General features: G+C 37.1%; 27 protein-coding genes. 20 read left to right on the top strand and 7 right to left on the bottom strand.

The features are described from left to right. Positions 1–8 precede the first annotated feature (8 nt). The gene (locus NSQ08_RS22225) at positions 9–794 is read left to right on the top strand and encodes a glucose 1-dehydrogenase (protein ID WP_002015659.1); all 786 of its coding nucleotides are present in this window, start codon (positions 9–11) and stop codon (positions 792–794) included. Positions 795–868: 74 nt separating this feature from the next. Here the strand turns inward: NSQ08_RS22225 and NSQ08_RS22220 are convergent, their stop codons facing one another. After that, positions 869–1,348, bottom strand: a complete 480-nt coding sequence (locus NSQ08_RS22220) for a CarD family transcriptional regulator (protein ID WP_002143447.1) — start codon at positions 1,346–1,348, stop codon at positions 869–871. A gap of 280 nt (positions 1,349–1,628) precedes the next feature. Between NSQ08_RS22220 and NSQ08_RS22215 the strand changes: the two genes are divergently transcribed. Continuing rightward, on the top strand, positions 1,629–1,865 hold the full coding sequence (locus NSQ08_RS22215) for a DUF2553 family protein (RefSeq protein ID WP_002089059.1): 237 nt from the start codon (positions 1,629–1,631) through the stop codon (positions 1,863–1,865). A 1-nt stretch (position 1,866) separates the two neighbouring features. Continuing rightward, positions 1,867–2,049: a sporulation protein Cse60 gene (locus NSQ08_RS22210; RefSeq protein ID WP_000621751.1), complete on the top strand. Its 183-nt coding sequence runs from the start codon at positions 1,867–1,869 to the stop codon at positions 2,047–2,049. Positions 2,050–2,083: 34 nt separating this feature from the next. Here NSQ08_RS22210 and NSQ08_RS22205 read toward each other — a convergent pair whose 3' ends face one another. Then, complete coding sequence (locus NSQ08_RS22205) at positions 2,084–2,311, bottom strand: DUF3973 domain-containing protein (protein WP_002129470.1); 228 nt, start codon at positions 2,309–2,311, stop codon at positions 2,084–2,086. Between the two features lie 423 nt (positions 2,312–2,734). Here NSQ08_RS22205 and NSQ08_RS22200 point away from each other — a divergent pair, with 423 nt between their 5' ends. Then, on the top strand, positions 2,735–3,166 hold the full coding sequence (locus tag NSQ08_RS22200; RefSeq protein ID WP_002015664.1) for an SRPBCC family protein: 432 nt from the start codon (positions 2,735–2,737) through the stop codon (positions 3,164–3,166). Then, positions 3,167–3,490, top strand: coding sequence for an ArsR/SmtB family transcription factor (locus tag NSQ08_RS22195; protein WP_002015665.1), 324 nt, complete (start codon positions 3,167–3,169; stop codon positions 3,488–3,490). A 40-nt stretch (positions 3,491–3,530) separates the two neighbouring features. Here NSQ08_RS22195 and NSQ08_RS22190 read toward each other — a convergent pair whose 3' ends face one another. Next, positions 3,531–4,973, bottom strand: a complete 1,443-nt coding sequence (locus NSQ08_RS22190) for an MDR family MFS transporter (RefSeq protein WP_002143445.1) — start codon at positions 4,971–4,973, stop codon at positions 3,531–3,533. A gap of 212 nt (positions 4,974–5,185) precedes the next feature. After that, positions 5,186–6,457 (bottom strand): BaiN/RdsA family NAD(P)/FAD-dependent oxidoreductase, encoded by a 1,272-nt coding sequence (locus NSQ08_RS22185; protein WP_002034390.1) that lies wholly within the window; start codon positions 6,455–6,457, stop codon positions 5,186–5,188. A gap of 283 nt (positions 6,458–6,740) precedes the next feature. On the opposite strand from NSQ08_RS22185, the gene NSQ08_RS22180 reads away from it, so the two are divergent. Both NSQ08_RS22180 and NSQ08_RS22175 read left to right on the top strand, forming a co-directional pair. Next, positions 6,741–8,393 (top strand): putative polysaccharide biosynthesis protein, encoded by a 1,653-nt coding sequence (locus tag NSQ08_RS22180; RefSeq protein ID WP_002034389.1) that lies wholly within the window; start codon positions 6,741–6,743, stop codon positions 8,391–8,393. Positions 8,394–8,434: 41 nt separating this feature from the next. Continuing rightward, positions 8,435–9,163 (top strand): pseudouridine synthase, encoded by a 729-nt coding sequence (locus tag NSQ08_RS22175; protein ID WP_002034388.1) that lies wholly within the window; start codon positions 8,435–8,437, stop codon positions 9,161–9,163. A gap of 82 nt (positions 9,164–9,245) precedes the next feature. Here NSQ08_RS22175 and NSQ08_RS22170 read toward each other — a convergent pair whose 3' ends face one another. Continuing rightward, positions 9,246–9,467, bottom strand: a complete 222-nt coding sequence (locus NSQ08_RS22170; RefSeq protein WP_000805512.1) for a DeoR family transcriptional regulator — start codon at positions 9,465–9,467, stop codon at positions 9,246–9,248. A 357-nt stretch (positions 9,468–9,824) separates the two neighbouring features. On the opposite strand from NSQ08_RS22170, the gene pepV reads away from it, so the two are divergent. The 4 genes from pepV (at position 9,825) to NSQ08_RS22150 (ending at position 15,202) form a co-directional block, all read left to right on the top strand. Continuing rightward, on the top strand, positions 9,825–11,231 hold the full coding sequence (pepV, locus tag NSQ08_RS22165) for a dipeptidase PepV (protein ID WP_002143444.1): 1,407 nt from the start codon (positions 9,825–9,827) through the stop codon (positions 11,229–11,231). A 103-nt stretch (positions 11,232–11,334) separates the two neighbouring features. Then, positions 11,335–11,880, top strand: coding sequence for an RNA 2',3'-cyclic phosphodiesterase (thpR, locus tag NSQ08_RS22160; RefSeq protein WP_002143443.1), 546 nt, complete (start codon positions 11,335–11,337; stop codon positions 11,878–11,880). A 137-nt stretch (positions 11,881–12,017) separates the two neighbouring features. Continuing rightward, positions 12,018–14,159, top strand: coding sequence for a type I pullulanase (gene pulA, locus NSQ08_RS22155; protein WP_002143442.1), 2,142 nt, complete (start codon positions 12,018–12,020; stop codon positions 14,157–14,159). Between the two features lie 245 nt (positions 14,160–14,404). Beyond that, positions 14,405–15,202: a phosphotransferase family protein gene (locus NSQ08_RS22150; RefSeq protein WP_002034382.1), complete on the top strand. Its 798-nt coding sequence runs from the start codon at positions 14,405–14,407 to the stop codon at positions 15,200–15,202. A 3-nt stretch (positions 15,203–15,205) separates the two neighbouring features. On the opposite strand, the gene NSQ08_RS22145 is transcribed toward NSQ08_RS22150, so the two are convergent. Further along, positions 15,206–15,484: a YtzH-like family protein gene (locus NSQ08_RS22145; RefSeq protein ID WP_002015625.1), complete on the bottom strand. Its 279-nt coding sequence runs from the start codon at positions 15,482–15,484 to the stop codon at positions 15,206–15,208. Positions 15,485–15,716: 232 nt separating this feature from the next. Here NSQ08_RS22145 and trmB point away from each other — a divergent pair, with 232 nt between their 5' ends. Beyond that, positions 15,717–16,370, top strand: a complete 654-nt coding sequence (gene trmB, locus NSQ08_RS22140; protein WP_002015624.1) for a tRNA (guanosine(46)-N7)-methyltransferase TrmB — start codon at positions 15,717–15,719, stop codon at positions 16,368–16,370. Positions 16,371–16,440: 70 nt separating this feature from the next. Further along, positions 16,441–17,295: a YtnP family quorum-quenching lactonase gene (locus NSQ08_RS22135; RefSeq protein WP_340778841.1), complete on the top strand. Its 855-nt coding sequence runs from the start codon at positions 16,441–16,443 to the stop codon at positions 17,293–17,295. A gap of 127 nt (positions 17,296–17,422) precedes the next feature. Here NSQ08_RS22135 and NSQ08_RS22130 read toward each other — a convergent pair whose 3' ends face one another. Further along, positions 17,423–17,734 (bottom strand): PepSY domain-containing protein, encoded by a 312-nt coding sequence (locus tag NSQ08_RS22130; RefSeq protein WP_002015622.1) that lies wholly within the window; start codon positions 17,732–17,734, stop codon positions 17,423–17,425. 148 nt (positions 17,735–17,882) lie between these two features. Between NSQ08_RS22130 and NSQ08_RS22125 the strand changes: the two genes are divergently transcribed. The 7 genes from NSQ08_RS22125 to NSQ08_RS22095 all read left to right on the top strand — a co-directional run bounded on the left by NSQ08_RS22125 (position 17,883) and on the right by NSQ08_RS22095 (position 23,141). After that, complete coding sequence (locus NSQ08_RS22125) at positions 17,883–18,956, top strand: M42 family metallopeptidase (RefSeq protein ID WP_002089046.1); 1,074 nt, start codon at positions 17,883–17,885, stop codon at positions 18,954–18,956. Between the two features lie 289 nt (positions 18,957–19,245). Continuing rightward, complete coding sequence (locus NSQ08_RS22120) at positions 19,246–19,755, top strand: DUF84 family protein (RefSeq protein ID WP_002089045.1); 510 nt, start codon at positions 19,246–19,248, stop codon at positions 19,753–19,755. Positions 19,756–19,838: 83 nt separating this feature from the next. After that, a complete protein-coding gene (locus NSQ08_RS22115; protein ID WP_002015619.1) occupies positions 19,839–20,153 on the top strand; it encodes a thioredoxin family protein in 315 nt (104 codons plus the stop codon). A gap of 79 nt (positions 20,154–20,232) precedes the next feature. Next, positions 20,233–21,045 carry a DUF1444 domain-containing protein gene (locus NSQ08_RS22110; protein WP_002089043.1) on the top strand — a complete coding sequence of 271 codons (813 nt, stop codon included), beginning with the start codon at positions 20,233–20,235 and terminating at the stop codon, positions 21,043–21,045. Then, on the top strand, positions 21,042–21,656 hold the full coding sequence (gene ytpR, locus NSQ08_RS22105) for a YtpR family tRNA-binding protein (protein ID WP_002089041.1): 615 nt from the start codon (positions 21,042–21,044) through the stop codon (positions 21,654–21,656). The genes NSQ08_RS22110 and ytpR overlap by 4 nt, the downstream gene beginning before the upstream one ends. 143 nt (positions 21,657–21,799) lie before the next feature. Next, the gene (locus NSQ08_RS22100; RefSeq protein WP_002015616.1) at positions 21,800–22,144 is read left to right on the top strand and encodes a hypothetical protein; all 345 of its coding nucleotides are present in this window, start codon (positions 21,800–21,802) and stop codon (positions 22,142–22,144) included. 40 nt (positions 22,145–22,184) lie between these two features. Beyond that, on the top strand, positions 22,185–23,141 hold the full coding sequence (locus NSQ08_RS22095) for an N-acetylmuramoyl-L-alanine amidase (RefSeq protein WP_012261847.1): 957 nt from the start codon (positions 22,185–22,187) through the stop codon (positions 23,139–23,141). Positions 23,142–23,246: the final 105 nt, after the last annotated feature.

Here is a 23,246-nt window from a genome sequence, read left to right as displayed (position 1 = left end):
GTATTAAAATGTATAGCGATTTAGAAGGGAAAGTCGTCGTTATTACAGGATCAGCAACTGGTCTTGGAAGAGCCATGGGAGTAAGATTTGCTAAAGAGAAGGCGAAAGTTGTTATTAACTATCGCTCAAGAGAGTCAGAAGCGAACGATGTATTAGAAGAAATAAAAAAGGTAGGTGGAGAAGCGATTGCTGTAAAAGGTGATGTGACGGTCGAGGCAGATGTTGTGAATCTCATTCAATCTGCTGTGAAAGAGTTTGGTACGCTCGACGTTATGATTAATAATGCAGGGATAGAAAACGCGGTACCGTCGCATGAAATGCCGTTAGAGGATTGGAATAAAGTAATTCATACAAATTTAACAGGTGCTTTTTTAGGAAGTCGTGAAGCGATTAAATATTTTGTGGAACACGATATTAAAGGTTCGGTTATTAATATGTCTAGTGTTCATGAGAAAATCCCGTGGCCATTATTTGTGCATTATGCGGCTAGTAAGGGAGGGATTAAGCTTATGACAGAAACGTTAGCGTTAGAATATGCACCAAAAGGTATTCGGGTAAATAATATTGGTCCTGGTGCAATTAATACGCCAATTAATGCTGAAAAATTTGCTGACCCGAAAAAACGTGACGACGTAGAAAGTATGATTCCAATGGGTTACATTGGAAAACCTGAAGAAATCGCAGCAGTAGCAACGTGGCTTGCTTCAGCAGAGGCAAGTTACGTAACTGGAATTACGTTATTTGCAGATGGTGGAATGACTTTATATCCATCGTTTCAAGCGGGGCGTGGGTAATATGAAAGGCCAAAGAGATTTAACTCTTTGGCCTTTTTTACGCAAAAAAAAATAGCGGTCGGCTATTTTTAAAATTAATGATTGATTGTATCTTGAAGAAATTCTGTTGCTTGATGTTCTGAAACATTCTGTACGAGCGCAACTTCACTAATAACCATTTTACGCGCATTATCTAGCATTTGTTTTTCGCTCGCATTTAATGCTCTTTCTTTATTGCGACGAAGTAAATCACGAACAACTTCTGCACTATCTTGAAGATTGCCGTTCTTCATTTTTTCCATATTCATTGTATATCTTTGTTTCCAAGAGAGTGAGGGGTCTGATTCCCCATGATGAAATTCAAGAAGTATACCATCTAACGTACCTTTATCGACGATATAACGTATACCTGATTTTTGTAATTGATTTATCGGAAGCATTACTTGCATATCTTTACTAATGATGCGTATAACACAATATTGACGCGTAGTGCCTAATATTTCTTTCTCTTCAATTGCTTCGATGATTCCTGCACCGTGCATTGGATAAACGATTTTATCACCAATTTGAAACAAATCATCCACCTCCGTATGTGGTAACTACTTTTAATGATAACATACTAGGATAAAAATGTCAAATTTTATATAATATCACATCTGATATACTGTAGTCAATATATAAAAGTCGTTTTTTTGTTTGTTTTTTTGCTCTTATAAGTTGAATAAATAGGGGGAATTTTTTTAGAAAAATAGTACAGGCGCAGAAAGAGGGCATATCCACTTATTTTTAAGCATAAAATATAAAATCGCTAATACAATATACCTAAATCCGTTCTTTGCAAGGGAGGGAGAGAAGGTGGGGCGCACAATTAGAATTGATATTACAAATAAAGTTGTAGCCAAATTTAGGCAAGATTATTTGGAATTATATACGAGTAAGTTTATGATAGGTAAGTTTTATGTCTATACTGAAGATAAACAATATGTGTTAGAAGACGGATATATATATGAAGATGGAAAGTTTTATCGCATCATAGATACGCACCGTGGCAATAAACAAGCGGCGGAGGGCTGCGATCTAGGATGGTGTTAACATGATTCGTGTGAAAGTGTTTGATGAAAGTCATGAAAAAGACTTAGAAGACGCTGTAAATGTATTTTTGAAAAAAATTGATGATAGTAACTTTGTAGATATTAAGTACCAAGTCGGTGTTTCTATTAACGATGACGAAAACCAAATTTATTGTTTTTCAGCAATGATCGTTTATAAAGCATAAAAAAGAGCTGGGTGAGCCAGCTCTTTTTTATGTTTTATGTTGGGACAACATGTGTCGGTAATACGTTCATAATAGATTGAGTTGTGCCTAATTTCTTTGTCGCTAAAAGAGGCGCCCCTGTTTCATGGTTTTGGGCATCTGTACACATACCAAGGTGATAACGATCACCTAAAAATGGATCAATATAAAAACCGTTTTTGAAAACTTTATCATTCGGGTGTTTTTCATGGTGAATTTCAGAACAGTTAATGCAATAGAACATAGCTTTCATCTCCTTTTTATTTTGTTTAAAAAAGTGGGGAGGTAGTCATTTCGCTCCTAAGGAAATGTTGAGGAGAAGAGAAATAACTACCTACCCAAATGGCGGGCATACTCCTTCTGATTTTTACATATCTCGCGCATTGTCCCCGAGGGAAGGAGGAGAGACGAAGTACAGATGAGATAAGTTAGGCGCTTCTCTCAATAGGAGTGATAGAGTTTCGTATTGAGGGAATTTTCTATTTTTCATTGCCTTTGTGAGTATATTATGAAGGAATGGTGAGAGGGTGTTTGTCCTGTTGAAAAAATGTTGAGAATTTCTCAACAGTGAAAAAGAGTCTTTCTTGACATGAAACCAAAAGGTGTTATATTGTTAATACGAAACTAAAAGGTGTTATATTTTAATGCCGAATAAAGGAGATATAAAATGGAACAACAAAATACATTAAATGATATTAAACAAACAATCGTTTTTAACGCGCCTATTCAAAAAGTATGGAATGTAGTATCGACTGCAGAAGGAATTGCGTCATGGTTTATGCCAAATGATTTCGAATTGGCGGTAGGACATGAGTTTCATGTGCAATCACCTTTCGGACCATCACCATGTAAAGTGTTAGAGATTGATGAGCCGAATTATTTATCTTTCTCATGGGACACAGATGGCTGGGTTGTTTCATTTAATTTGAAAGACCTAGGAGATAATAAAACAGAATTTACGTTAATTCACGGCGGCTGGAAACATCCTGATGAAATCCTTCCGAAAGCGAATGCGAAGAGCTCTATTATTCGCGATAGAATGAATGGTGGCTGGGTAGCGATTGTAAATGAAAAACTGAAAAAGGTTGTCGAAGGTTAAATGTCCTCATCAGCAGCGAAATATGATGTGTTTCAAGCAATTGCTGATCCAACCCGCCGAGAAGTGTTACGGTTATTAAGTGATAAAGAGTTACCAATTTCAAAAATAACGGATCATTTTCCGATGAGCCGTACTGCAGTTGTAAAGCACCTTCATATTCTTTCAGAAGCGAATTTAGTGAGTGGAAGAAAGAGCGGAAGAGAGAAGATATATCGTTTGCATCCAGAACCATTAGAGGAATTACAGCAGTGGCTCTCGTACTATGAACGATTTTGGGATAATAAATTGTCCGTGCTTAAACATATTGTGGAGAATGAAGAGTAGATTTTATGCAAAAAGGATGACCAAAATGGTCATCCTTTTTTTATTGTTCACTTGTTTGTTTAGCTGGCTTTAATAGGATCCAAGCGATAATTAATGTGAATACCGCTAATACGAAAGTGCTCATATAAATGACGTGTACACTTGATGCTAATGCGGATTGTGACTCGGTTGCTACGTTTGCTGTAGCCCCTCCATGTCCGCCAGAAGAAACAAGATCAAGGTTTTTAATGCCACGTGCATGAATCATCGTATTGAAGATCGTTCCGAAGATTGCAGCTCCTAGTGTTTGACTAAATGTATTAATAAATGTATTTAAACCAACTGCCGTTCCGCGCGTATTCGCCGGTACAGCTGCTTGAATTGTTACCATGTAAATTGGTGTAACAAGCCCCATTCCTAAGCCGAATAATCCGACTGCAACATAAATAAGGAATGATGGTGAATCTGTTGATAATGTAAATAATAAGAAAGTAGCAACTGATAAAATGCTAGCTCCAAGTAAAATAATTTGTTTCGTTTGTAACTTGCCAACTAAGTTACCGGAGAAGATAGCACCGAATGTCCACATAACAGGAATCGGCATTAAAATGAGTCCAGCCTCTGTCGCATTTTTTCCTAAAACACCTTGGCTCCAAATTGGAAGATACACTGTAATACTAATAATCATTGCGCCAGCAATAAGTGTTAGTATGTTTATTGTAGATAATGTACGGTTAGAGAAAAGTGCTAGCGGAATTAATGGCTCCGGAGACTTTTTCTCGATGTATAAGAAAATAATGAATGAAACAGCGGCAAAGATTAATAGGCCGATAATTGAAATGTCTCCCCAGTTTTGCTTACTGCTACCTGTTAATAATGCGTATAGTAAAGCAATTGTACTTAATGAGAAAACTGTCGCACCAAGATAGTCGATATGTTGCTTAGCGGCGGACTTAACAGATTCCTTATAAGAAGTGGCAAACATTAAGCAAGCGATAATTCCAAAAGGAACGTTTAAGAAGAAAATATAGCGCCAAGAAAGAGAATCAACTAAAAATCCACCTACTAACGGCCCAATAACACCAGATACACCCCAAACGGCACTCATCCAGCCTTGTGCTTTCGCGCGGTCTTTAGCTTCGCTATATAGATCTCCAATAATCGTCATTGTGATCGGCATAACGGCACCAGCCCCTATACCTTGAAGAGCACGAAAGAAGATTAATTGTTCCATTGATGTAACGACTCCGCAAAGTGCAGAACCGATTAAGAAGATTGTTGCTCCGATGAGCAGAACTTTTTTACGGCCGAATAAATCAGCTAGCTTTCCGTATATTGGAGTCGAAACAGCTGTTGCAAGCATATAGATTGCATATACCCAACTAACAAGTTCGACACCTGACAAATCACTCGTTATACGAGGGATCGCTGTACTAACAATCGTTCCTTCTACCGCAGAAAGAAACGTCATTAGCATTAAAGACATCATGACTTTTTTTCTCATTTGTTTTCCCCTTACCCTTTTTCGAATATTCAACAATATAAAATATAAAGGTACTAAGGTATATAAAGCAACAAAAAAGAAATGGGAAGTTAGGAGGAAGGGATATTTTTGAAGAAACGGTCGATATATTTAAAGTATCGCCAATATAATTTCGTGTACTGCTTTGCTATTTCAACATACTAAAAAAAGAAACAGGAGTCCCTGTTTCTTTTTTAGTATTGCATTTTCGCATTTTGTCCTGCTGTTGTTCCGGCAATTCGGCCAGTAACAAGGGCAGATGTAATGTTATAGCCGCCAGTATAACCGTGAATATCAAGAACTTCTCCGCAGAAGTATAAACCATTCGTGAATTTCGAAGCCATTTCTTTCGGGTTAATTTCTTTAACGGATACCCCTCCGCCAGTAACGAATGCTTTTTCAATTGACTGCGTACCATTTACATGGACGGTAAATTCTTTAAAGTCTTTCACAAGTGCGCGAATCTTCTCATGAGAAACTTGTCCAGCTTGTTCGCTACCGTCAATTTCATTTTTTTCTAATAAGAATAGGAAGTAACGTTCAGGAACATAGCCTTTTAAAACGTTTTTAATTCCTTTTTTCGGATCTTCTTTCATTTGTTTCAGCATGCGCTGGAACAGTTGCTCACTATTTTCTTCTGGCAATGCATCGATACTCATGTGCACTGTGTTCGTTTTAAACTTTTTCATCGCTTTCACAACGAATTGGCTACAGCGAAGAGCAGCAGGACCAGATAGGCCGAAGTGAGTGAAAAGCATGTCCATTTTATGAGAAATGATAACTTTTCCTTTCGGGTTTAATACACTTAAGTTTACATCTCGTAAAGCAAGACCTTGTAATGTGCGGTCACGAATAAACGGTTCGTTTGAAAGAATTGGTACTTCTGTTGGGAAAAGTTCTGTAATTGTATGCCCAGCTTTTTCAGCCCAAGCGTATCCGTCTCCAGTAGAACCAGTTTGAGGAACAGATTTTCCGCCAACAGCGATAACGACGTGATTCGTTTCTAACACTTCACCTGTTTGCAGAATAACAGCCTTCGTTTGACCGTTTTCATACTCAATCGTTTCGACAGGCGTATTCGTACGTATTTTCACACCTAAGTCTTTTAATCGTGTTAACAGTGCATCTACAACAGATTGCGCTTTATTTGATACTGGGAACATGCGGCCATGATCCTCTTCTTTCAGTTGTACACCGAGATTTTCGAAGAATGTAATAATATCTTCATTACTGAAAATAGAAAAAGCACTGTATAAGAAGCGACCATTTCCAGGTATATGTTTAACGATTTCATCAAGTGGTAGACGGTTCGTTACGTTACAACGACCACCACCAGAAATCGCAAGTTTACGTCCTAGTTTATTTCCTTTATCAAGAAGTAAGACGCTTGCGCCTTCTTCAGCAGCACCGATTGCAGCCATTAGCCCTGAAGGACCGCCGCCGATGACAATAACATCATAATGCATAATATATCGACCTCATTTTCTACATTTCCTGCCTAAAAGAATAGCATGTTTTCCCTTAAAAGAAAAATAGAGTGAAGTACTGCTTAAGAGGAGAATTGTGGTACAATACAAAAGTTAGAGTTCAGCATTATCCTGCTATTTATGGGCAATAAGACTACTATCTTAAGATTTATGAGAAGTAAAGAGGGAGTTAAAAAGGTCCGTAAATGCTCGAATGATTAGTAGGAGGGGAGTCTCCCACTAATTATAGTTTCACTTTATGTAGATGTAGGAGGATTTTCGTATGTCCGATTCAAAATTTCTGCGCGGAACGCTTATTGTGACGTTAGGGACATTTTTAGTAAAGTTCTTAGGCATGATTTACGTTTTTCCGTTTCATGCATTAGTAGGCACAGAAGGCGGAACGCTCTATACATATGGATACATTCCATATACGATATTTTTAAGTATCGCAACGGCAGGAGTGCCGCTTGCTGTTTCTAAGTTTGTTTCCAAATATAATGCACTTGGAGATTATAAAACGAGCCGGAGAATGTTCCGCTCGGGAATGGTTATGATGATAGTGACAGGAGTTCTTTCCTTCTTAGTACTGTACATGACCGCACCATTATTTGCAGAAGCAATGCTTGGTAAACAAAGTTTACAAAATAAGGTAGAAGAAGTTACGACGATTATTCGCCTCGTAAGTTTTGCGCTTATTGTTGTGCCGGCAGCAAGTTTGATTCGTGGTTATTTCCAAGGCCACCAATCGATGGGACCGACTACGGTTTCACAAATTATTGAGCAAATTATTCGTATCGTCTTTTTATTAGCGGGTAGTTTCATCGTTATTAAAGTACTTGGCGGTACAGTAGCAACGGCAGTTGGGGTTGCGACATTCGCTGCGTTCGTTTCAGCAGTTGGAGCACTTGGCGTATTAATTTGGTACTGGTTAAAACGTAAAAAATATTTGGATCAATATTTAATTGAGCAAACTGTACCAGAATCGACGGTAAGTACCGCTCAATTGTTTAAAGAGTTGTTTGCATATGCAATCCCTTACGTTGTAATTGGATTAACAATTCCTTTATATCAACAAATTGATACATTGACATTTAACTCTATTATGCAGGCGATTGGTCAAGGAGATATCGCAGAGCGAGCACTCGGTATTTTCACGATGTGGACGCATAAATTAATTATGATTCCAGTATCACTTGCAACAGCGTTTAGTTTAACGCTCGTGCCAGCGATTACAAAGTCGTTTACTGAAAAGCAATACCGTTATTTGAAATTACAAATTACACAAACATTCCAGGCGAATATGTTTTTAACATTGCCAGCAGTTGTAGGTATTTCTACACTTGCATATCCGATTTACACTGCTTTCTACGATTCAGACCCACTAGGTGGACAAGTATTAATGTGGTATGCGCCAGTTGCATTGTTATTCGCTTTATTCACAGTAACAGCAGCAATTCTGCAAGGGATTAACCAGCAGAAACATGCGATTGTTGCGCTTGTGATGGGTGTTATTTTGAAATTTGCATGTAACGTAATCTTTATTCGTTATTTCGGTACAGTTGGGGCGATTTTGGCTACTGCAGTCGGCTTCTTAGCTTCCGTATGGTATACGAATAGACAAATTAAAAAACACGCACACTATTCATTTGGTGTTGTATATAAGAGAACATTCCAAATTGCAGTCTTAACACTTGTAATGGTTATTGCTGTAAAACTATCACAATGGCTTCTATCCTTCATGATTTCGCCTGATGGCCGTATTGGTGCTCTTATTACAGTTGCGATTTGTGCAGGTATTGGTGGTCTTGTTTACGGATTGTTAGCGATTCGCACAGGAGTACTAGAAAGAGTATTTGGCGGAGAAGCTTTAGAGAAAATCCAGCGTAAACTTGGTAGTAGATTCAAAATAAAGTTGAAATCAAAAGGGGCGTAAATACGTCCCCTTTTCTATGATAAATAAAGAAGGTGAAGAACATGAGATTAGATAAATTATTAGCGAATATGGGACACGGAAGTAGAAAAGAAGTAAAGAAATTACTGAAAGACGGCGTTGTGAAGATTGATGGAACGCCAGTGAAAGATGCGAAGTTTCATGTGAATGTAGAAGAGCAAGAGGTTATGATTCACGGTGAAGTTGTGGAATATAAAGAGTTTGTTTATTTAATGATGCATAAACCACAAGGTGTTATTTCAGCGACAGAAGATGATAACCACGAAACAGTAATAGATTTATTAGAATTAGAAGATGCGATTTTCGATCCATTCCCTGTTGGAAGGCTCGATATTGATACAGAAGGTTTCTTATTAATCACAAATGATGGGAAGTTAACGCATCAACTATTATCTCCGAAAAAGCATGTGCCGAAAAAATATTATGCACACATTTCAGGTGTTGTAACGGAAGAGGATGTAATAGAATTCGCTAAAGGTGTTATTTTAGAAGATGGCTATGAAACGAAGCCAGGCGAACTTACAATTTTAAAAAGTGATGATATTTCTGAGATTGAACTCGTTATTACAGAAGGAAAATTCCATCAAGTGAAGCGTATGTTTGAAGCGGTAGGGAAAAAAGTAGTTTATTTAAAGAGAACAGAGATGGGACCTTTAATGTTAGATGAAGAGTTAGAACTTGGGCAATATCGTGAATTAACAGATGAAGAAGTAGAAATGTTAAAGACGTATCAAGTAGATAACGAAAAGTAACGCCAATTTCAGAGCATAGAAAAGACCCCTTTCTAATGAGTTAGAAAGGGGTATGTATTTATTTACATACAATTATTTTTTATTATGAGGTCATTCTCACTTTCTTTCCTGTCGTTGTCCACTTGCCGCGGCAAGGGCTATACACGAGTTCATTAAACTGCAACACATTTAGATCACGTTGTATTGTTCGCGGTGTGATCCCGAACTCATCTACAAGGTCTTTCGTTGTTACCGTACCGTTTTCATTGATGTACATATAAATCGATTTAATGCGTGTTAGCATACGAGTAGTTGTAGGTTTCAAGAGAAAACCGCTCCTCTACTAGTTTTTTTGACCCCATTCAGGAAAGAAGGTCGTTACTACCATTGTACTCTACATGATAAAATTCATGCTTTAATCTACTTAAATTTTACAAAAGTTTAACAAATATTCATATAGAAAAATATTGGTAGTTGACATTATATATTTGGTCAGTCAACTAACTCATAAATTTCTACGTAAAACGCCAAATTCCTGCAAATTTTTTTGAGAAAATAAAAGAAAAACTAATAAGAAATATCTGAAATATTACAATTGTTCGTCATTAGATTTTCATGTATGGCATAAGAGATTTTCGTTTGCTATGATGAAAGAGACAATATAGTGAAGGATGGATGCGTGATGTCAACGATTAATTGGACAGAAGAAGTTACAAAACGAAAAGATGATTTAATTCGTGATACACAAAAATTTTTACAAATTAAAAGTGTATGGGAAGAAGAATCTGCGAAAGAGGGCGCACCATTCGGTGAAGGTGTAGAAGAAGCTTTATCTTTCATGTTACATAAAGGAGAAGCAGAAGGTTTCACTTCTAAAAATTTAGAAGGATATGCAGGTCATCTTGAAATGGGACAAGGAGAAGAGTTAGTAGGTATTCTTTGTCACGTTGATGTTGTACCAGAAGGAGACGGCTGGACAACTCCTGCGTATAGTGCGGATATTCGCGATGGAAAGATTTTTGCACGTGGTGCAATTGATGATAAAGGGCCGACGATGGCAGCTTATTATGCGATGAAAATCGTTAAAGAATTGGGCTTACCTCTTTCAAAACGTGTTCGTATGATTTTAGGAACAGATGAGGAAAGTAATTGGAAGTGTGTAGATCATTATTTTAAAAATGAAGAAATGCCAACAATCGGTTTTGCGCCGGATGCAGATTTTCCGATTATTAATGCGGAAAAAGGAATTTCTGACATACAAGTTGTGCAAAGTGGTGGTGAAGAGAAAGAAGGCACATTTAAGCTTATTTCATTTGAGTCAGGTCGTCGTTTAAATATGGTTCCTGATTTTGCAGAAGCAGTTATTACAGGAGAAGATGTAAATACACTTACAGTAGCATATGAAGAGTATTTACAAACTGCTAAAAAAATAGGTAAAGCAATTGTAGAAGGAAAGACGGTGACGTTGCAAATCAAAGGGATTTCAGCTCACGGATCTACTCCGGAAAAGGGAGAAAATGCAGGTTTATTATTGGTAAACTTCTTAACGAAAGTTTCTCTTGATGGAAAAGGGGCTTCATTTGCCTCGTTTGTAACAGAAACATTTACAGGTGATATTATTGGAGAAAAAGCTGGTATTTCTTATAAAGACGATATTAGCGGGCCGTTAACAGTGAATGTTGGTCGCTTGTCTTACTCGCAAGAAAACGGTGGTAATTTAGGATTAAATGTACGCTATCCAGTTACAACTAACTTTGAAGAAACGATTGCAAAGTTAAAAGAATATGTTGGTACTCATGGATTTGAAGTAGCGGATTATTCTAACTCTCGCCCGCATCACGTTGACAAAGATCATACGTTAATTCGTACTTTGCAACGTGTATATGAAGAACAAACTGGTGAAAAAGCTGAATTGTTAGCAATTGGCGGTGGTACTTATGCTCGTTCATTGAAAGCTGGCGTTGCATTTGGCCCGTTATTCCCAGGAAAAGAAGAACTTGCGCATCAAAAAGATGAGTACATTGAAATTGAAGATTTATTAAAAGCGACAGCGATTTACGCTCAAGCAATTCATGAATTAGCGAAATAAAAGATATTTAAATAATGACCGCTCTCTACTTTAGAGGGCGGATTCTTTTTAGCTGAATGAGATAAGGAAGAAAAGCAACAATAACATAAAGGAGACGATGTAGATGGTGCCGCATTATTTTGTCGCAGTAACTTTACCACGTCATATAAAAGAAATTCTTTCTAATTATAAAGAGGAAATGAAGGATGAATTACCATTTCGCTCGTGGGTACATGAAGAAGACTATCATATTACCCTTTCATTTTTAGGAAGTGCGACAGAGGAACAGTTAGAAGGAATAAAGAATGGATTACAAACACTTACAGAAAAAACGGAATTATCGTTCACGTTACAAGGACTTTCTACATTCGGACAGGTGGACCAGCCGCGTATATTTTGGGCGGGGATAAGTGATAATCAAGATTTGTTTAGTTTACAAAAGCAAGTGCATACAATTTGTGAAGAAAATGGTTTCTCTCTAGATACACGTCCTTATCATCCACATATTACTGTTGCGCGTAAATGGGTAGGAGAAAAAGTGTTTGATCTGACAAATGTAAAAGAGTTACCTGTAACATCATTTCAAGCAGATACGATTACTTTGTATGAATCTCACGTTAAGGAAACGCCGAAGTATAAATCGATTACTGAAATAAAACTACAAAAATAGAATGTATGAAAACGTTTTTTATACAGGTGAATATACTATAGGGAATAATGTGTTACTGTATAGAGCTTCGCTGATAAGAAAAGCCTTATCACTTGCAGCTCGTTTCATTTTAACTTTAAGAATGATGGTGATTTTTTATGTTGAAAGTAAAACGTCCATTTGATGCCTATTTAGATGAAATGAATAAAATTACAATTTTGCTCCCGCATGCGTATGGAACAAGCCGGACATTTCGTTTACAAGAAGGAAGCAATGTGAAAGAGTTACCGATTGTTCATACTATTGCTCTTCCAGATGCAACGAAGTATGAATGCTTTATAGAAGAGCCGATAGATGTGGGGAAGTATTATACAGTACGGGATGAACGGAATGAAGAAACAGATTTACAAATAGGCGCTGTGATTCGAACAGTAGTTTTCGATGAAAAATATTATTACGAAGGTACCGACTTAGGTGCTGTGTATAAAAAAGAAGAAACAATATTTAAAGTATGGGCTCCGACTGCAAGGCTTGCAAAAGTACGGATTTATAAAAGTGATAAAGAATATATTGATTATGAAATGTACAGAGAAGAAAACGGAGTGTGGATTCATACATTACAAGGTGATCATGATGGAGCACGATATACATTCCTTGTTTGTATTAATTTAATATGGAACGAAGCGGTTGACCCTTATGCAAAGTCTGCGACGATAAATGGAAAATACGGCGTCGTTATCGATTTGGAAAAAACGAATGTGACAAAACGATTAGAATTATCACCATTACAGTCAATGACAGATGCCATATTGTATGAACTGCATATTCGTGACGCTACTATTCACCCAAACAGTGGGGTGAATAAGAAAGGAACATATAAAGGGCTAATGGAAGAGGAGACAGTAGGGCGAAATGGGACATTAACAGGATTGTCTCATATAAAAGATTTAGGCGTTACACATGTTGAACTATTACCTTTACATTGTTTTGGTGGTATAGATGAAGTGAATCCTGCTTCCGCATATAATTGGGGCTATAATCCGTTATATTACAATATACCAACAGGATTTTATGTTACAAACCTTTCTGATCCATATAACAGGATAGTAGAGTGTAAACAACTAATTGAAACATTTCATGATCACGGCATCAGGGTGATTATAGATGTTGTATATAATCATGTTTATGAAAGAGAATTATCATCATTTGAGAAGCTTGTCCCGGGATATTATTTTCGTCATGGGGAAGACGGTATGCCTTCTAATGGGACGGGAGTTGGAAATGATATAGCATCTGAACGGAAAATGATGAGGAAATTTATTATAGAATCTGTTTTATATTGGCTTACTGAATACAATGTTGATGGATTCCGATTTGATTTAATGGGAATTTTAGATGTTGAAACGATGAATGAATTAGAAAAAGAAGTACGAAAAATAAAGCAGGATGCGCTGTTATTAGGTGAAGGATGGGATTTGCAAACACCGCTTCCTCTTGAAGAGAAAGCGACGTTAAATAATGCGAATAAAATGCCATGTATCGCACAGTTTAATGATCAATTTCGTGATGGAATAAAAGGAAGTACTTTTAATATAAATAAACGTGGCTTTGCATTTGGTGGGCATGTAGACTGTAATCATTTGCAGTATATAGTAGCTGGTAGCCTTTTAAGTATGAAAGAAACAGGATTGTTCCTAGAGCCAGTACAAAGTATCAACTATGTAGAATGTCATGACAATATGACGATGTGGGATAAACTAGTGCAAAGTAATCCAGAATCAGAAGAAATTTTGAAAAGGCGCCATCGTTTAGCAACTGCAATGGTTATTCTTTCACAAGGGATTCCTTTCTTACATGCGGGGCAAGAGTTTTATCGTACGAAGCAAGGGAATGAAAATAGTTATAATGCAAATGATGAAATTAATCAATTAGATTGGGATCAAAAAGAGAAAGAGATGGAGACCGTTAACTATATAAAAGGGTTAATTGCGATTCGCAAAGGGCACGGGGCATTCCGATTACAAAATGTAGACCTTATAAAAAAGCATATGACTTTTTTGCAAACGTCTACAGAAGTACTGGCATACCACCTAGAGCATGTAGAATTATTTGGACCGTGGAAAGAGATTGTAGTTTTATTTAATAGCGGTTTGGAAGCTAAAACGGTGCAGCTTCCAAAAGAAGAAACGTGGCATGTGTTAGTAAACGAAAAGCAAGCGAAAATAGAGCCAATTTCTTCATTTAGAGGAAAGGAACTTCAATTGGCTCCAATTAGCACGTATATATTGACGATAATGTGACAAATCGCTACTTGACGATGAGAATGTAATAAATGTAGAATTGACAAAGGTGACGATTTTCATAAGTTGTCATTCTATGATTGATTTTGTAAAATAAACTAGAAGAACAGGTGATTTATCCTGTTTTCGGCTTATGCCAAGTTTTTTCATTCAAATACAGTAAAATATATGAATCCACAACATGTGTAGAAATGTTGCGGTTTTTCTTTTCATAACTATAAAAGATAAGGATTTGTTAACGGGTAATGAATATGGAATGGTTGGAACAATTATTAGGAAAAGAGTGGAGTCTTATACCGGCTGGTGGAGTAACGGGCGATGCATATATTGCGCAAAACGGACAACAAAAGTTATTTTTAAAGCGGAATACATCGCCCTTTTTAGCGGTATTGTCAGCAGAAGGAATTGTTCCAAAATTACTTTGGACAAGAAGGGTAACGAACGGTGATGTAATTTCTGCTCAAAAATGGCTTCCGGGACAGAAGTTAGAGCCAGAGGATATGAAACTAGAACGTGTTGCGAAACTTTTGAAGAAAATACACTCCTCTAAAGCGCTTGTGCAGATGATTCAAAGGCTAGGAAAGCAGCCGCTTCATGCGCAAGAGTTATTACAACAATTACAGCTCGTTTTAAGAGGAGATATAAGAGTTGATGAAACAATTCAGCAAGGTCTTCAATATTTAACGGAGTCATTAAAAGATATTGAGTACAATGAATTCGTTGTATGCCATTGTGATGTAAACCATAACAATTGGATATTGTCGGACGAAGATGAATTGTTTTTAATTGATTGGGATGGGGCTGTTATTGCTGACCCAGCTTTAGATCTTGGTATGTTATTATATTGGTATGTTCCGCGCCATGAATGGAGTGAGTGGCTCGGATATTATGAGATTGAACTAGATGAATCATTGCTTAGGCGTATGAGATGGTATGTGATAGCACAAACGATTTTATCTATGCAATGGCACACAACAAAAAAGCAGCAAGCAGAAGCTAAATATTGGCATCAATATTTACAGCAACTACTTGCTTCAGAATAATACTTAAGAAAAATTGTCCATTCCAGCAATCCACTGAGTAAGTTGTTCTTGATTATTGGAAATATGGTTGTCCAAATTAGAGGAAGATTTACCCGATTGACTATAAGAATATACATCGTTTAGCATTACTTTAGTGTCACTACTTATACTATCGTTTGCGAGTAACGATTGAATGAGTCGCTCTAATTGCTCGCATTCAGAAACTGTCCCGCAGCAATCACTTTGATGGTTGATTAAAATATCTTTTAACACTTCTAATTGATGCTGTTGATTAATTGGCATGAACGGATCATCCTTTCGAGTGTTTTTCTCTCCCTAGAAATGTAAGAGAAAAAGCTGTTTCGTCATGGAATGTTTAATGCTTTATGTAGTTTTTATCAAAATGGTACATCTTATACTTGAAAGAAACGGACCGAGTGCTCGTACGTACTTGGTTTTTTGTTTGATAGATTGATTAAAACAGAAAGAAGGAATTTTTCCTTTAAAATAGTTTTGTAAAGAGAGGGAGACATCTATGCGTTTAAGACATAAGCCTTATGCAATGGATCGAATTAATGAGTATTCACATATCGTAATTGGAAACCCAGAGGAGAGCGCTGGTAACTGGAAAGAAATATTTGGAAATGAACAGCCAATTCATATTGAAGTAGGTACAGGACGTGGCCGCTTCATGTATGATATGGCAAAAGCAAATCCGCATATTAACTATATTGGAATTGAAAAATTCACAAGTGTTGTTGTAGATGCACTTGATAAATTAATTGAAGAAGAAGTACCGAACTTAAAGTTAATTAATAAAGATGCTGAAGATTTAACAGTTTTCTTTGCGAAAGGTGAAATTGACCGCGTTTATTTAAACTTCTCAGATCCATGGCCGAAGAATCGTCATACGAAGCGTCGTTTAACGTATAAAACATTTTTACGCAATTATGAAGAAGTGTTAGTAGATGGCGGAGAAATTCATTTCAAAACTGATAACCAAGGTTTATTTGAATATTCTATTATGAGTATGGCTGAGTATGGTATGTTATTAACTTACCTTAGCCTAGATCTTCATAATAGTGATTATGAAGGAAACATTATGACAGAATACGAAGAGAAATTTTCTAGTAAAGGTCATCGTATTTATCGAGTTGAAGCAAAATATCGTACGGAGCCTATGCAGTAATGCATAGGCTTTTTATATGAAAAATAATCGGAATATTATGTTAAAATTAAATAGAAAAGGGGGATGGGATATGGAACAGTTACAAATTGGAAATATAAAAGTGACGTGGCTAAAAGGTGGGAATACACATTTAGATGGAGGCGCGATGTTTGGAGTTGTGCCAAAAGTACTTTGGTCACGAAAATATAAACATAATGATACAAATCATATTTATTTACGAACAGATCCGTTACTCTTACAAACGAAAGAAGGAAACATGCTTATTGATTCAGGGATAGGGAATGGTAAATTGAATGAGAAAATGAAGCGGAATCAAGGTGTAACAGAAGAATCATCAGTTAAGGAATCTTTAGAAAAATTGGGACTGCATAATGAAGATATTCATTACGTCTTAATGACGCATCTTCATTTTGACCATGCATCTGGTTTAACAAAATGGGAGGGAAATCGCCTTGTTCCGGCGTTTCCGAACGCAACGATTTATGTAAGTGAGACTGAATGGAATGAAATGAAAAATCCGAATGTTAGATCGCGTAATACATATTGGAAGGAAAATTGGGAGCCAATCGTTGATAAGATTGTTACGTTCAGGCAAGAAGTAGAAATTACGGATGAAATAAAGATGGTGCATACGGGTGGTCATAGCGATGGACATGCTGTTGTCGTCCTTGAAAGTCAGGGTGAAACGATGCTTCATTTAGCGGACATTTTACCGACGCATGCACATCAAAATGTATTATGGGTAATGGCATACGATGACTATCCAATGACATCGATTGAACATAAACAAAAGTGGATGAAGTATGGTGCTGAAAAAGAGGCGTGGTTTACTTTTTATCATGATGCATATTACCGTGCAGTAAAGTGGAATGAGGAAGGGCATATAGTGGAGAAGATAGAGAGAAAAACAAATATAGAAGCTTAATATTAATAAGAGGAAGGTGTCCAAAAATATTTATTGGAACAATCTCCACTTATTATGTATTGCTGTTATTATCAGCTTTTGTTGGTAATTCTAAAAAAAAGAGGTTCACCTAATGGGAAACCTCTTTTTATGCTGCTATAACCTCTAAAACAGTACCTGTTTTAGCATCAACTAAAAATTCAAATCGTTCTTGTATTTCATCTAACATCGTTGTAAGACCGCCGCGATAAACTTCGTACGCGACATCATATTTTTCAAATGCCTCCGGAACCATATGTACCCAAGAGCCAGTAATTTCACCTTTATGACTTAATGCTTGTTTCACCATTTTCAATGCTTTTTCTGAAGAAATATGGGATTGTTCTTGTACTTTGTTTGCAACGAAATAACCAGCTGCGAACCCAACGCCAAGACCTGTGACTAAACCTTTCCAGCTCATATATTCACCTCAATTCTGTAAAATAAAAATAGTGTACCGATAATAATTATAATGCAAATACAACTAAAAAAGAAGAAACTAGAAACATTTCGAAAATTTCGTTACAATAAAAGAGGTATTCTACTAAGGTTTGAAAGAAGGGGACTTCGTGAATAAAGAGACATTACAATTATTTCGTACGTTAACAGAATTACAAGGTGCATCAGGTTTTGAACATGATGTGCGCAGTTTTATGAAGCAAGAATTAAGCAAATATGCTGATGAGATTGTGCAAGACGGTTTAGGTAGCGTATTTGGTCTGAAAAAAGGGGACGAAACTGGCCCGCGCGTTCTTGTAGCAGGTCATATGGATGAAGTAGGTTTCATGGTTACGCAAATTACGAAAAATGGGATGCTTCGTTTTCAAACGTTAGGTGGCTGGTGGAGCCAAGTACTATTAGCTCAGCGTGTACAAGTTATGACGAAGAATGGTCCTGTTATTGGGGTTGTTGGTTCCATTCCTCCTCATTTATTAAGTGATGCGCAACGTGCAAAACCGATGGATATAAAAAATATGTTAATTGATATAGGTGCAGATAGTTATGAAGATGCGATTGAAATTGGCATAAAGCCAGGGCAACAAATCGTTCCAATCTGCCCATTCACGCCAATGGCAAATGAAAAGAAAATTATGGCGAAAGCTTGGGACAACCGCTATGGATGTGGCCTTGCTATCGAATTGCTAAAGGAATTAAAAGATGAAACATTACCAAACACATTATACTCTGGTGCGACTGTACAAGAAGAAGTAGGTCTTCGCGGAGCACAAACTGCTGCAAATATGATTCAACCAGATATTTTCTATGCGCTTGATGCAAGTCCAGCAAATGATGCATCTGGTGATAAGACGCAGTTCGGTCAATTAGGAAAAGGCGCTCTTCTTCGTATTTATGACCGTACAATGGTAACACATAGAGGAATGCGTGAATTCATTTTAGATACAGCAGAAACACATAACATTCCGTACCAATACTTTATTTCACAAGGTGGTACAGATGCGGGCCGTGTGCATACAAGTAACTCTGGTATCCCATCAGCAGTAATTGGTGTTTGTGCACGCTACATTCATACACATGCTTCTATTTTACATGTTGATGATTATGCGGCAGCGAAGGAATTAATTACGAAGCTTGTGAGAGCGACGGACAAAACGACGTTAGAGACAATTAAGAATAACGCGTAAAGAGGAAGGGGGAAAAACCCTTCTTTTTTTAGGTTGAATAGATGACCCAGCGATGAATGGGAGCGGTCAGTGCCTAGTTGGTGTTCGAATGATGTATTAAGACCTTGGATAGGAAGAGAGAGGAAGGCTGTTTTTGGAAAACCTTTTCTTTTTTTAGGTGGGAGAGGTGAAACAGAGATGCGTGTGTGCGGTCAGGCGCACTACGGTATAAATCTGAGTCATGAAGACTGATTTGGTGTTCGAGGCTAGTATTAGGATAGAATGATGAATTTATATAGAGGTGAATGAAATGAAGGTAGTAGTAGGATCGAAGAATAAGACGAAGGTTGGGGCTGTGGAGAAGGTTTGGGAAGATGCTGAAATTACATCTCTTTCTGTTCCATCAGGAGTAGCAAATCAGCCTTTTTCAGATGAAGAGACGATGCAAGGAGCAGTAAATAGAGCGAAGAGAGCATTGCAGGAAGGTGCAGCTCATATCGGCATTGGGCTAGAAGGCGGCGTTATGAAAACGGAGCATGGGTTATTTATGTGTAACTGGGGTGCTTTAGCGACGATTGAAGGTAAAACATTTGTTGCGGGCGGGGCACGTATTAAGTTACCAGACGATTTTTTAGCACCGCTTGAAGAAGGAAAAGAGCTAAGTGAAGTGATGGAAGAGTTTGTAGAGCGAAAAGATATTCGTAGTCACGAAGGTGCTATCGGTATTTTTACAGATGATTATGTCGACCGAACGGAATTATTTGTACACGTTGTTAAGTTACTTGTTGGGCAATATAAGTATGATGAAAAGCAAGCATAAACCTTGCACCATGCGCGATGTATGGTAGTATAAAGAAAAGATTATAGTGTGAAAAAGTGCACTCGTTAGAGGAGGAAATATAGATGAAATCATTAGAAAGCATGGAACAATTCCAAGAATTAAAAAATGAAGAGAATGTAGTCTTCATGTTCTCAGCAGAATGGTGCCCAGATTGCCGTTTCGTTGATCCATTTATGCCAGAAGTAGAAGAGAAGTATAGTGATTTCTCATTTTACTATGTAGATCGTGATGAATTTATTGATTTATGCGTGAAAGTAGACGTATTTGGCATTCCAAGCTTTGTAGCGTACAATAAAGGTGAAGAAACTGGACGCTATGTAAATAAAGATCGTAAAACACAAGAGCAAATCGAAGAGTTTATTGAAGGTTTAAAATAAGACAATTAGCCAATTGAATTGTAAAAACAACCTCTACCTTCGCGGGGGAGGTTATTTTTTTGGAAGGGAGGAAAAAGAGATGAAAATGACAAGTAAAAAGATGAAAGACGAGTTAATGAAGAAATTATCTCGACCAGAATGGGACTGTCATTATGATAGCGAGAAAGAAGTTCTTCGTATTGAACAAACAGACTCGAAAAAAGGTATTAACGTATCACTTCCAGGAGTAGTTGCAAAATGGGAAGTGAACAAAGAAAAAGCAATTGAAGAGGTCGCTTATTACGTACAAGAAGCGCTAATTGCAATGCATAAAGAAGAAAATAGCACGGCGAAAATTTTACCTGTTATTCGCTCTACTTCTTTCCCGAAACAATCAGAAGAAGGAAATCCGTTTATTATGACGGACCATACGGCGGAAACACGTATTTACTATGCGCTAGATTCTAATAAAACGTATCGATTAATTGATGAGCGCTTATTGCAAAAATTAGAGCTTACAGAGGAACAAGTACGTGAAATGGCATTATTTAATGCTCGCTCATTAGGCTATGAATTTAAGCAGGAGACAGTAGCAGGTAATACATTCTACTTTTTAAACACAAATGATGGATACGATGCGAGTCGTATTTTAAACGAATCGTTACTACACTCGATGCGTGAAAAGATCTCTGGTGATATGGTTGTTGCAGTTCCTCACCAAGATGTATTAATTATTGCTGATATCGTCAACGAAATCGGTTATGATATTATTGCACAAATGACAATGAAATTTTTTGCCGAAGGGCATGTTCCGATTACATCACTTTCATTCGTATATGAAGATGGGGACTTCGAACCAATCTTTATTTTAGCGAAGAATCGGAAGAAGACAGATGGAAAAGAGAAAGGATGAACGAAGTGAACGTTTTTTACAACCTTGAAGGAATTGGTGACACTTTAATTGTTACCTTACAAGATATTACTTTAGAAAACCGTACATTTGACCGTAAAGGAGATGTTGCTCGCGTATACGATCGTGAAAGCAACGTAACAGCAGGATTCAACATCTTTAATGCGTCTTCTTATGTAGAAGTAACAGACAACGGAAACGTTACATTAACGAAAGAGTTTGTTGAAAAAATTAACGGAATTTTAGCGAAGAATGGCTTTGAAGAAAAAGTAGAAGCTGATTTCACGCCGAAATTTGTTGTAGGCTATGTAGCTGAAAAAGAGAAGCATCCAAATGCTGATAAATTAAACATTTGTACAGTAGAAATCGGTACAGAAACATTACAAATCGTATGTGGTGCACCAAACGTTGATGCAGGACAAAAAGTTGTTGTTGCAAAAATCGGTGCTGTAATGCCAAGTGGTATGTTAATTAAACCAGCTGAACTTCGCGGTGTTCCTTCTTCTGGAATGATTTGCTCTGCACGTGAGTTAGAGCTTCCAGATGCTCCAGAAGAAAAAGGTATTCTTGTATTAGAAGATAGCTTTGAAGTTGGACAAGAATTTAAATTTTAATTGATGTTAGAAAAAGTAGTCTCGCATATGTGAGGCTATTTTTTTGTGCGAAATTCCTAGCATTGTAACGTTTCCTCTCAAAATCTATATTGTATTTCAAAAATGGATTAGGTAAAATTCAGAAAAAAGAAGGGGGTAGACGTATGAAACAACAACCAAAAATTGCAGAACTTCTGAAACGAATTGAAACTTCAAAACAGCAAGATATCGAACTAGGTTCCTATGAAATATATGTGTTTAGCGAAAATGAATTAGAAAAAGGACAAATCGGTTATCGATATGATAAACATAAAAATTCATTAATAAGTGAAGAAAGTGGAAAATGGAAAGAGGAATGGATTGTTATCGGATATGAAACGGATATGGGGGATCCTGTTTTCGTAAATGTAGCTGATGATGCGTATCTAGTCTATACCGCAGAGCGTGGTACAGAAACGTGGCAACCCGTTCATATTGGAAATATGGATGAAATTATAAAACAATTATAAGAAAAACTTTGAGACCGGTGCAAAGTGATAGGAGAGAAAAATGAAGTATATAAAAATAATGAGCGCTATTGCAGTCATTGGAATATATATGGGAGGTTGTTCGCAAGAAGAGCCGAAAAAAGAAACAACATCTTCTATACAAGAAAAAAACAAAGATAATAAGGAAGACGCACCGGTAGAAAAGCAGCAAGAAGAACAAGAAAAGAAAGAACAGCCGCAAGCAATTCAAACGAATGAGCAAGTGGAACATAAGCAGGAGGAAGTGCCGGCCGAGGAAAAGAAAGAGGAAACTACGCCGCTGCAGCCAACTGAGCAACCGCTGCAAAATAATGAACAAAAAGTAGAGAGTAATGAAAAACAAGAAAAGTTTCTCGTCGTTATTGATCCAGGGCATCAACAAAAAGCGAATTTAAATTTAGAGGCAATTGGTCCAGGAGCAACTACGCAAAAATATAAAGTAACAGACGGAACAGCGGGAGTTGTAACGAAAAAGAGGGAATCAGTTCTTGTATTAGAGATGGCTTTTATATTGAAAGAAAAACTGGAAGCAAAAGGTATACAAGTATTGATGACGAGAACGTCACATGAGGTTGATATAAGTAATAAGGAACGAGCAACATTCGCGAATGATCATAAAGCGAATTTATTTTTGCGCCTTCACGCAGATGGTTCTGAAAATCCAAATCAAAGTGGATTTGCTGTATTGACACCGGCAGAAGGAAGTCCGTATACGAAAGAGATTTATGCTGAAAGTCTTCAAATCTCTCAAACGATAGTAAATAAAATGAGAGAGAATCATCAAGTGAAAGTAAATGGAATTAAATTTCGGGATGATCTTTCTGGATTTAATTGGTCAAAAGTTCCAGGAGTACTATTAGAACTTGGATTTATGTCAAACCCTGAAGAAGACAAAAAATTATCTGACCCACAGTATGTAAATTCTTTATTGCAAAGTGTAACGGATAGTGTGGATGAATATCGGAAGGGGAAAGATTAAACGAGGTCTTACATGTAAGACCTCGTTTTTCTATATGAAAAACAATCGTGAATTAGAATATTATGGATAAAACTAATATGCTTAATTTTACCTGCACTTTTTGCC

Source organism: Bacillus sp. FSL E2-8887, assembly GCF_038007205.1.
Taxonomy (GTDB): Bacteria; Bacillota; Bacilli; order Bacillales; family Bacillaceae_G; genus Bacillus_A; species Bacillus_A mycoides.
Note: the sequence above shows the minus strand (reverse complement) of the source record. Positions and strands in the feature narration are given on the sequence as shown.